We start from the raw sequence: 9,000 nt of genomic DNA, 5'->3' as shown, positions 1-9,000 counted from the left end.
GCTGCCGAGCAGGCGCAAGAGGCGAAGGCTGAGACACGAAAGCCATGCTGCCCGCAACACACCCCCCAGGCCACCCCCCCCCCCCCCCCCCGGGGGGGGGCCCCCGCTTCGTCGTCGGGTGGTCAGACCTCGACGGGGGAGAGTTCCGGTAGGGCCTGCGGAACTCGTTCGGGCTCGGGGGTGGATTTGCGAGCGCTCGGCACGAGCAGGGCGACCAGGAAGGCGGCGGCCGCGACGGCGGTGAGCACGAGGAAGGCTGACGTGTAACCGGATTCGGCGGGGAGGCCCTGGGGGCCGGGGTGGCTGGTGATGATCGAGCTGACCACCGCCGTGCCGATGGAGGCGCCGATCGTGCGGATGTTGGTGTTCATGCCGCTGGCCACGCCTGTCTGGTGGCGGGGGACACTCTGGACGATCAGGTTGACCAGGGACGAGTAGACCAGGCCGAGGCCGATGCCGAAGACGCCGCCGGCCACCGCGACCTGCCACGGGGCGCCGTGGCGCAGGGCGAGTGACAGGGTGGCGACCGTGCTCAGCGCCGCGCCCCACAGCAGCTGGGCCTTGCTGCCGGCCCAGCGGGTCAGTGGGCCGCTCAGGGAGCCGAAGACGGCCATCGTGACCAGCATCGGCAGCATCAGCAGGCCCGCGCCGGTGACGGTGGCGCCGAAGCCGTAGCCCGACTCGCGGGGGATCTGCATCAGCTGCGGCAGGAAGGCGAACACGCCGAACATCGCGGCCCCGAACAGCAGGGCGACCAGGTTGGCCGTCCAGACGGCGGGCAGGCGCATCATGCGCATGTCGATCAGGGGCTCGGCCGACTTGAGTTCGGCCAGCAGCCAGGCGGCGAGCAGGACGATGGCGACCGACAAGAATCCGACCGTACGGGCCGAGGTCCAGCCCCATGCCGTGGCCTTGCTCAGCGGGAGCAGTAGGGCGACCAGCCAGCCGGACAGCAGGGCGGCCGACAGCCAGTTGACCCGGCCGGGGGTGCGTACGGGTGAGGCCGGAACCAGCCGCCAGGCCAGCAGGCCGACCAGGACGACGACGGCCAGCGGCAGCCAGAACAGCCAGCGCCAGTTCAGGGCGCCGACGATCGGGCCGGCCAGCACGATGCCGAGACCGCCGCCGGTGGCGATGACGGCGGCCAGCACGCCGATGGCCGAGGTGACCCGTTCGGGCGGGAACTCGTCGCGCAGGATGCCGAACGACACCGGGAAGATCGCGCCGCCCAGGCCCTGGATGACGCGGGCGATGATCAGCACGGTGACGTTGGGGGCGACGGCGGCGAGCAGGCAGCCGATGGCGATCGCGGCCAGCGCGACCAGCAGCGCGCGGTCCTTGCCGGTCATGTCGGCGATGCGGCCCATCAGCGGGGTGGCCACCGAGGCGCTGAGCAGCCAGGCCGTGAGCACCCAGGTGACCGTGCCGGTGGAGGTGTGCAGGTCCTGCTGGATCGTCGGAAGGACCGGCGTGACCAGCGACTGCATGAGCGAGAAGGCCGCCGCGGCGGCGGCCAGGACCGCGAAGGTCGTTCGCGGCGAACGCTGGTAAAGTCGAGGCATGCCTCCACATTAGTGGAGGGGTGCCTCCGGTTCGCACCGGTTTAGTTGTGAGGAGCGTCTCCATGGCGGTTGCCGTACGCCGTCCGCAGCGGGCCGACGCGCGCCGGAACTTCGAGGCGTTGCTGGCCGCGGCGCGTGAGGCCTTCGCCGAGAACGGCACCGAGGCGTCGCTGGAAGACGTCGCCCGCCGGGCCGGTGTCGGCATCGGGACGCTCTATCGCAACTTCCCGACCCGGCAAGACCTGTTCGAGGCGGTCTACGTCGAAGAGATCGACCAGCTCAGCCAGGTCGCGGCGGCCGTCGCCGACCGGCCCCCGTGGGAAGCGCTCACCACGTGGCTCGAACAGTTCGTCTCGTACGCCAAGACCAAGCGAGCGGTCATCGAGGCGCTCAACCGCGAGTCCGAGATGTTCCGCTCGTGCCGCGCGACGATGTACGAGGCGGGCGAGCCGTTGTTCCAGCGCGCCCAGGCCGCCGGTGAGGTCCGCGCCGACGCCAGCTTCGACGACCTGTTGCGGCTGGTCTCGGGCCTGACCTCGGGCACGTACGTGGACGAGGAGCAGCGCGACCGGGTGCTCGGGTTCGCGCTGAGCGGCCTCAAAGCGTGAGCGACCTCAAAGCGTCAGCGGCCTCAAAAGCGTAAGCGACCTCAAAGCCTGAGCGGCCTCAGAGCCTGATCGTCTGCCCGCTGCGCGCGCTCTCGCGGGCCGCGTCGAGCACGGTCATGTTGCGCACGACGTCGGCCGGGTCGACCGGTAGCGGCCCCTCGCCCCGCACGGCGGCCGCGAAGGCGGGGTAGTAGAGATCCCACCGGCCGCGTTCGCTGCGCACCCGGGTGCCGTCGTCGCCGCGGTAGATGTGACCCCAGTTGGCCTCGGGCTCGACGCCCCACTCGTCGCCCAGCGCGGCCGGGGACCGGCCGGCCTTGAGCGCCGCCTCCTGACTGTCGACGCCGGCCACCACGAACGTGCCGGTGGTGCCCGCGACCCGGTAGCGCGGCCCAGGCGCGCCCTGGCGCCAGCTGCCCCACAGGTGCGATTCGACGCCGTTGACATGGTGCAGGGCCAGGAAGAAGTCGTCGTCGAGCTCGCCGCTGCCCCGCACCTCGGCGTACGCCCGGACGGCCGGCCCGTTGAGCAGCAGCGCCTGGTCGACCAGGTGGGAGCCGAAGTCGAGCAGCGTGCCGCCGCCGGCCGCGCCCGGCTTGCGCTCGGGCGCCCATCGCTCGAACCGCGACTCGAACCGCCGGACCGTGCCGAACTGGCCGTCGTCGATGAGCCGCCGCAGCGTGCGGAAGTCGGAGTCGTAGCGCCGGTTCTGATACACGCTGAGCAGCACGCCCTTGGCCTTGGCGGCGGCCACGACCTCGCGGGCGCGCTCGGCGGTCAGCGTGAACGGCTTGTCGCAGACCACGTGCAGCCCGTGCCCGATGGCCTCGAGTGCCAGGTCGGCATGGGTGGTGACCGGCGTCGAGATCGCCACCGCCTCGGCCCCGGCCTCGGCCAGCGCGCCGATCGAGTCGAAGGCGGCCGCCGTGGGGTGCTGCTCGGCGAGCTGCTGGCGGCGTTCGTCGTTCGTCGTGACGACGCCGAGGAACTCGATATTGGCCGCCGAGGCGATCAGGGGGGCATGAAAGGTTCGCCCACCCGAGCCATAGCCGACCAGCCCGAACCGCACCGCGTCACTCATGTCTCGAAACCTTGCCACATCCGCGCTCTGTTCTCGCACGCTGCCCCGCACCTGTGGACAACTGCGCGGCGTCGCGCCCGGGCCTGTGGACAAGCTAGGCCGCTCGGGCGCGATCTGATTTATCGTGGCCAGGTCCTGACGTTGTAGAACTTAAAGTTCTACAATCGTGGTATGGAGCGTATAGGAGTCCGCGAGTTGAACCAGAACACCAGCCAGGTCCTGGCCCGGGTCAGTGCTGGCGAGACCGTGGAGATAACCGACCGCGGGCGTCCCGTCGCCCGGCTCGTTCCGGTCGGCGACGATCGCAAGACCCTCACCAAGCTGGTGGCCGCGGGGCGAGCAGTGGCTCCCGCTGCGGGCGGCCCGGTTCCGCTGCCACCGCATCTCGGCGACAGCGATGTCGAGGCGGCCGCGGTCCTGGCCGACATGCGCGACGAGGAACGCTGGTGATTTATCTCGACTCGGCCGCCGTCGTCAAACTCGTCCGCCTCGAGGCGCACACGGCCGACCTGGTCGCCTGGCTCAACAGTCACGACGACGCGCCCCTGGTCTCGTCCGCCCTGGTCGAGATCGAGGTGCCCCGGGCCTTGCGACGGTCGGCGCCCCAAGCGCTGGTCGGCGTTCCGGCCGCGATCGGGCGGCTGTTCCGGCTCGAGATCGACGGCACCATCCGCGCGACGGCGGCGGCCTTCGCCAAGCCGGCGCTGCGCAGCCTCGACGCGATCCATCTCGCCACCGCACAGGTGCTGACGAACGAGTCAGGGTCGGCGCTCACCGCGTTCGTGACCTATGACCGGCGGCTGCTCGACGCGGCCAAGGCCGCCGGTCTGCCCGCGGCCAGCCCCGGCCAGAGCTGATCGGCCGGGGCTGCGGACCGTTAGATCACCTGTCGGATGGGTGACGGGTGCTTCAGCGGAGCGACCGTGATGGGTCAACATTCGTCCCATGAAGCCCGCGCAGATGGAACGCACGCCGTTCGCTGATCTCGATCAGCAGCCTCGTGAGATGACGGCGATGCTGCTGGCCGCCCTCGACGAGATGGGACGGCACCCCGAGATCCGGCGGGTTCGCCGTACGGCGATGGACGCGCTCCGCCCCGAGCCGGGCTGGCAGATCCTCGACGCGGGCTCCGGCGCCGGCGACGTCGCCCGCCGGTTGGCAAAAGTGGTCGGACCGGCCGGGGGCGTGACCGCCCTCGACTACTCGGCCGCCACCATCGCCGCCGCGGTCGAGCGGCACGACGGCAGCAACGTGCGCTACACGACCGGGGACGTCTCGGCCCTCGACCTGCCCGCCGACAGCGTCGACGGGGTCTGGTGCGAGCGGGTGCTCCAGCACGTCGACGACGCCGACCTGGCCATCGCCGAACTCGTGCGGGTGACCCGGCCCGGCGGGCGGATCAGCCTGATCGACACCGACTGGAGCTCGCTCGCCTTCGACGGCGTGCCCCCGGCCATGGCCCGCACCGTGGTCGCCACCATGCACGGCCGTCTCACGCCGAAGCAGGTCGACATGGGCCGCACCCTGCGCCGCCGGTTGGTCGGCAAGGGACTCGCCGAGATCAGCGCCACCCCTGTGACCTGCGTGTTCGGCGATCCGGCGTCGGCCGCGGTGGTGCTGCCGATGGTCAACCCGATGGTCCCGGCCGAGGTGTGGACGACCCCTCCGGGCGTACGGGAAAAGTGGTTCTCGCACATCGACGAGGCCGGCGCCCGCGGTGACTTCCTGGCCGTCCTCACCATCTGGGCCGTGACCGGCACGGTTCAAGAGGCGCGGCGCCAGTACTGACGCTTCTTCTCGTCGCGCACCACGTACCCCAGGCGGCCCAGCTCCTCGCGCAGCTCGCGAGCATCGTCGTCGTCGCCCGAGCTGAGCGCCTTCTGCCGGGCGGTGAACACCGCGTCGGGCAGATCGGGCAGTCCGGGCACCCAGCGGCGGTACGCGTCGAGGTACGGATCCTGTTCGGCCCAGGCCACGCCGCGCGCGCCGAACGCCGTAATCAATCGCTGTTTCGACAGGTGCGACGGCTCCCGGGCCAGTTCGCGCCCGGTGCGCCCGAGCAGCACCAGTTGATCGCGGTCGGGGAAGGCCAGCGCGATCTCGCCCTTGGGCACCGTGCGCCGATGGCCGGGCCGGGTGAGCACCACCTCGGTCGGCGTGATCCGCACGGTCAGCGACTCGGCGTCGACCAGCGCGGCGAAAATCAGCCCGAGGATCAGGCCGATGCCGAGCGCGACCACCACGTCCCACGGCTCGGGCAGCCGCCGGATCAGGTTGAACGGGCCGCCGAAGGGCAGCCGGTCGATCACCCAGAGGATGCCCCACAGCAGCGCGGCCCCGGCCACCGGCAGCAGCAGCCACGCGAGCACCCGGGCCCACCATGGCGTGGGCACTGTCGTTTCCTGTTCCAGCACGACACCGAGTCTTCCGGCGCGGGTAGCAGCCCGATACCGACTCGGGTCGACCCGGCGTAGACCAAAGTCGACTGCTTTTTGTCGTACGGCGTCGGTAGCGTCAGCACCATGAGGAGATGGCTGGTCGAGGTGTCGGTGGCGCTGGTCGCCGTCGCGCTGGGCCTCTTCTTCGCGGTGAACTCGGTCTCCGAGGGCGACGGGGCGCCCGTGGCGGTCGAGGCCGTGACCGGTGTCCTGGCCGTGGCCGGCCTGGTTCTCTTCCGGCGCACCCGTCCGGTCACGCTGGCCCTGGTGCTGATCCCGCTGGGCATCCTGTTCGCGATGCCGATGGGGGCCACCCCGTTCGCGCTGTTCGCCGTCGGCCTGCGCCGCCCGGCCTGGGTGGCGGCCGGTCTGACCGCGTTGCACGCCGTGCTCGTGGCCTCGATCTACCTGATCGCGCTGGGCAGCACGCGTCTCTACTACGAGACCGTCATCTTCCTGGTGCTGCTGCATGTCAGCCTGGTCGCGATCGCCATGCTGGTCCGCTCGCACCGCCAGCTGGTCGCCTCGTGGGCCGAGCGGGCCCGCCAGGCCGAGGAGGGGCAGCGGCTGCGGGTCGAGCAGGCCCGGCTGGCCGAGCGTGAACGCCTGGCCCGCGAGATGCACGACGTGCTGGCCCACCGGCTGTCCTTGCTGGCTGTCCACGCCGGCGCTCTGGAGGTGCGCCGTGAAGCCTCGGACGACGAGCAACGCGCAGCCGGCCTGATTCGTGAGACCGCGCACGACGCGCTCGAGGACCTCCGCTCGGTGATCCACATGCTGCGGGCCCCGGCCGAGAACCAGCCCCAGCCCACCCTGGGTGACGTGCCGGCGCTGGTCGAGCAGTCCCGGTCGGCCGGTGTCGAGGTCGGCCTGACGCTGGACGGGGGCGAGGGCGTTCCGGCGACGGTGGGCCGTCACGCCTACCGCATCGTGCAAGAGGCGCTGACCAATGCCCGCAAGCACGCGCCCGGGGCGCCCGTGCGGGTGGCGATCAGCGGCTGCGCCGAGCATGGCCTCGACGTGGCGGTGCGCAACGCGCTCGCGCCGGGCGGGGCCGAGATGCCGGGCGCGGGCTCGGGGCTGGCGGGGCTGCGGGAACGGGTGCAACTCGTGGGCGGCCGTCTCGAACATGGCCCGACCGCCGCCGGCGAGTTCCATCTGAAAGCCTGGCTCCCGTGGCCGGCGTGACAAAAGTTCTGCTCGTTGACGACGATGCGCTGGTGCGGGCCGGGCTCACCATGATGCTCGACGCGTTCGACGACATCGACGTGGTCGGCGCGGCCACCGACGGCACCGAGGTCGCGGCCGCGGTCAACACCCACCGGCCCGACGTCGTGCTGATGGACATCCGCATGCCCGGCCTGGACGGTCTCAGCGCCACCGAGTCGCTGCGCCGCCGCCCCGACGCGCCCCAGGTCATCGTGCTGACGACGTTCGACACCGACGAGCACGTGCTGCGGGCGCTGCGGGCCGGGGCGGGCGGCTTCCTGCTCAAGCACACCCCGCCCCGCGAGATCGCCGACGCCGTGCGCCGGGTCGCCGCGGGCGAGCCGATGATGTCGCCCGAGGTGCTGCGCAAGATGATCGGCATGGTTTCCGGGGCCGACCCGGGCCGCGACCGGGCCCGCGCGGCGCTGGCCCGGCTCAGCCCGGGCGAGACCGACGTCGCGCGGCTGATCGCCGAGGGCCGCACCAATCAAGAGATCGCTACGGAACTCCTGATGAGCACGGCCACCGTCAAGGCGTACGTATCGCGGATCTTCACGAAGCTGACGTTGACGAACCGGGTGCAGATCGCCCTGCTTGTCCACGACGCCCGCTGACCTTGCGGCCGACCGGCGCCATCCGGGCCAGCAGCTCGTCCAGCGGCATGCTGGCGAACCCGATCCGCACGTCGCTGGCCCCGTACGGCATCCAGAAGCGCCCGTCGTGCACGAGCCCGCCGCACGAGTAGAGCACGTTCGGCACGTACCCCTCGCGTTCGATCTCGTCCGGGAAGAGCAGGCCCTCGGGCAGGTCGGCCAGCACCTTCGACGGGTCGTCCAGGTCGAGCAGCATGGCGCCGATCGCGTAGCGCCGCATCGGGCCGACACCATGGGTCAGCACCAGCCAGCCGGCCTCGGTCTCGATCGGCGAGCCGCAGTTGCCGACCTGGATCAGGTCCCAGCCCCGGTGCGGCATGAGCAGCGGCGCCGACAGCTGCCACCGGTGCTGCTCGTCGCGGACGGCCAGACCCAGCGTCTCGCCGTCGTTGCGGCAGAGCGCCATCTTCTGCCCGTTGATGTAGCGCGGGAACAGCGCCACACCCTTGTTGCGCGCGGCCGGCCCGCTCATCCGGGTCACCTCGAAGTGCCGCAGATCGCGGGTGAAGATCACCCGGCCGGAGATCTGCCGGCCGTCGTACGCGGTGTAGGTGGCCTGGTAGACCTTGCGCCCGTCGGGGTCGGTGACCCGCACGAACCGCGCGTCCTCCATGCCGTTGCTCTCGGCCGGGGTGGCGGGCCACATCACGCGCTGGTGCAGCGGCACCGCGCAGGGGAACTGCAGCGCGTAGTCCTCGGAGACGATGTGCCGGATCCGGTCGATCGTCTCCTGCGAGTGCGGCCGGGCCAGCAGCTCGCCCGGGACGTGCGAGATGACGTCCTCGAACTCGACGTCGGTGAACCGCTCGGGCAGCACCGAGATCACGTACGAGGACGCCTCGTTGTCGATCTCGGCGTCGATCAGCGCCGCCGCCAGCTGGTTCTTCCAGTGCGTGGCGTCGACCCGCTGGCCGACCATGAGCGGGCCGTCGCGGTCCTCCATGCGCAGCTGATCGCCGGGCCCGAGCACGGCCGAGCAGAAGCCGATCGACGAGATGTGCCCCTCGCCGATCTGCCGCAGGCTGATCGCCACCCGCAGCTCGCCCGGCTCGAGGCCGGCCTGGTCGGGGTGCTCGACCATCGACGGGTTGCACAGCGCGGCCGCCTCGATGGCGAACTCGTGACTGAAGTACGCCCCGATCAGCGTGCGCGCGGTCGGCGACAGCTCGATCTCGGGCGGTACCCGGTGCTGCACCAGGTCGTAGTGGTGCTGAAAGGTGCCCAGCAGGTCGTGGTGGCGGCCGCCGAAACGGGTCAGCACGTCGTCCAGCATGCGGCCGGTCTCGTCCTCGTCGAGCTGCATGATGCGCTCGATGAGCCGGCCGGCCCGGTTCTTGACGGTGTGCGAGTCCTCGCCCGGGACGAACAGTTTGATCACGACGCGCCGGCCGTCCGGCTGCATGACGACGTCGTGCCTGGTGATCATGTCTTGTTTGCTCATGGTTGCGG

At 71.2% G+C, this 9,000-nt stretch carries 10 protein-coding genes; 6 read left to right on the top strand and 4 right to left on the bottom strand.

What is annotated here, in order from left to right:
• Nucleotides 1–122 precede the first annotated feature (122 nt).
• Nucleotides 123–1,562: an MFS transporter gene (locus M1L60_RS22330; protein WP_253239414.1), complete on the bottom strand. Its 1,440-nt coding sequence runs from the start codon at nt 1,560–1,562 to the stop codon at nt 123–125.
• A 62-nt stretch (nt 1,563–1,624) separates the two neighbouring features.
• Here M1L60_RS22330 and M1L60_RS22325 point away from each other — a divergent pair, with 62 nt between their 5' ends.
• Nucleotides 1,625–2,170 (top strand): TetR/AcrR family transcriptional regulator, encoded by a 546-nt coding sequence (locus M1L60_RS22325; RefSeq protein ID WP_253239413.1) that lies wholly within the window; start codon nt 1,625–1,627, stop codon nt 2,168–2,170.
• A gap of 58 nt (nt 2,171–2,228) precedes the next feature.
• Here M1L60_RS22325 and M1L60_RS22320 read toward each other — a convergent pair whose 3' ends face one another.
• Nucleotides 2,229–3,251: a Gfo/Idh/MocA family protein gene (locus M1L60_RS22320; protein WP_253239412.1), complete on the bottom strand. Its 1,023-nt coding sequence runs from the start codon at nt 3,249–3,251 to the stop codon at nt 2,229–2,231.
• Between the two features lie 171 nt (nt 3,252–3,422).
• Between M1L60_RS22320 and M1L60_RS22315 the strand changes: the two genes are divergently transcribed.
• The 3 genes from M1L60_RS22315 (at nt 3,423) to M1L60_RS22305 (ending at nt 5,039) form a co-directional block, all read left to right on the top strand.
• Complete coding sequence (locus M1L60_RS22315) at nt 3,423–3,701, top strand: type II toxin-antitoxin system Phd/YefM family antitoxin (protein WP_253239411.1); 279 nt, start codon at nt 3,423–3,425, stop codon at nt 3,699–3,701.
• On the top strand, nt 3,698–4,108 hold the full coding sequence (locus M1L60_RS22310; protein ID WP_253239410.1) for a type II toxin-antitoxin system VapC family toxin: 411 nt from the start codon (nt 3,698–3,700) through the stop codon (nt 4,106–4,108). The genes M1L60_RS22315 and M1L60_RS22310 overlap by 4 nt, the downstream gene beginning before the upstream one ends.
• Nucleotides 4,109–4,196: 88 nt before the next feature.
• The gene (locus M1L60_RS22305) at nt 4,197–5,039 is read left to right on the top strand and encodes a methyltransferase domain-containing protein (RefSeq protein WP_253239409.1); all 843 of its coding nucleotides are present in this window, start codon (nt 4,197–4,199) and stop codon (nt 5,037–5,039) included.
• Here M1L60_RS22305 and M1L60_RS22300 read toward each other — a convergent pair.
• Nucleotides 5,015–5,665, bottom strand: coding sequence for a YqeB family protein (locus M1L60_RS22300; protein WP_253239408.1), 651 nt, complete (start codon nt 5,663–5,665; stop codon nt 5,015–5,017). The two genes, M1L60_RS22305 and M1L60_RS22300, sit on opposite strands and share 25 nt — an antisense overlap.
• 108 nt (nt 5,666–5,773) lie before the next feature.
• On the opposite strand from M1L60_RS22300, the gene M1L60_RS22295 reads away from it, so the two are divergent.
• The gene (locus tag M1L60_RS22295) at nt 5,774–6,877 is read left to right on the top strand and encodes a sensor histidine kinase (protein WP_253239407.1); all 1,104 of its coding nucleotides are present in this window, start codon (nt 5,774–5,776) and stop codon (nt 6,875–6,877) included.
• Nucleotides 6,878–6,927: 50 nt separating this feature from the next.
• Complete coding sequence (locus M1L60_RS22290; protein ID WP_253239419.1) at nt 6,928–7,512, top strand: response regulator transcription factor; 585 nt, start codon at nt 6,928–6,930, stop codon at nt 7,510–7,512.
• On the opposite strand, the gene M1L60_RS22285 is transcribed toward M1L60_RS22290, so the two are convergent.
• A complete protein-coding gene (locus M1L60_RS22285) occupies nt 7,451–8,992 on the bottom strand; it encodes a glycoside hydrolase family 130 protein (protein ID WP_253239406.1) in 1,542 nt (513 codons plus the stop codon). The two genes, M1L60_RS22290 and M1L60_RS22285, sit on opposite strands and share 62 nt — an antisense overlap.
• Nucleotides 8,993–9,000 lie beyond the last annotated feature (8 nt).

The organism is Paractinoplanes aksuensis (assembly GCF_024137025.1).
Lineage (GTDB): Bacteria > Actinomycetota > Actinomycetes > Mycobacteriales > Micromonosporaceae > Actinoplanes > Actinoplanes aksuensis.
Note: the sequence above shows the minus strand (reverse complement) of the source record. Positions and strands in the feature narration are given on the sequence as shown.

Coding starts and splice junctions, on each gene's coding strand:
- M1L60_RS22295 (WP_253239407.1), top strand. CDS start 5,774: ATGAGGAGATGGCTGGTCGAGGTGTCGGTGGCGCTGGTCGCCGTCGCG.
- M1L60_RS22325 (WP_253239413.1), top strand. CDS start 1,625: ATGGCGGTTGCCGTACGCCGTCCGCAGCGGGCCGACGCGCGCCGGAAC.
- M1L60_RS22315 (WP_253239411.1), top strand. CDS start 3,423: ATGGAGCGTATAGGAGTCCGCGAGTTGAACCAGAACACCAGCCAGGTC.
- M1L60_RS22290 (WP_253239419.1), top strand. CDS start 6,928: ATGATGCTCGACGCGTTCGACGACATCGACGTGGTCGGCGCGGCCACC.
- M1L60_RS22305 (WP_253239409.1), top strand. CDS start 4,197: ATGAAGCCCGCGCAGATGGAACGCACGCCGTTCGCTGATCTCGATCAG.
- M1L60_RS22330 (WP_253239414.1), bottom strand. CDS start 1,562: ATGCCTCGACTTTACCAGCGTTCGCCGCGAACGACCTTCGCGGTCCTG.
- M1L60_RS22320 (WP_253239412.1), bottom strand. CDS start 3,251: ATGAGTGACGCGGTGCGGTTCGGGCTGGTCGGCTATGGCTCGGGTGGG.
- M1L60_RS22285 (WP_253239406.1), bottom strand. CDS start 8,992: ATGAGCAAACAAGACATGATCACCAGGCACGACGTCGTCATGCAGCCG.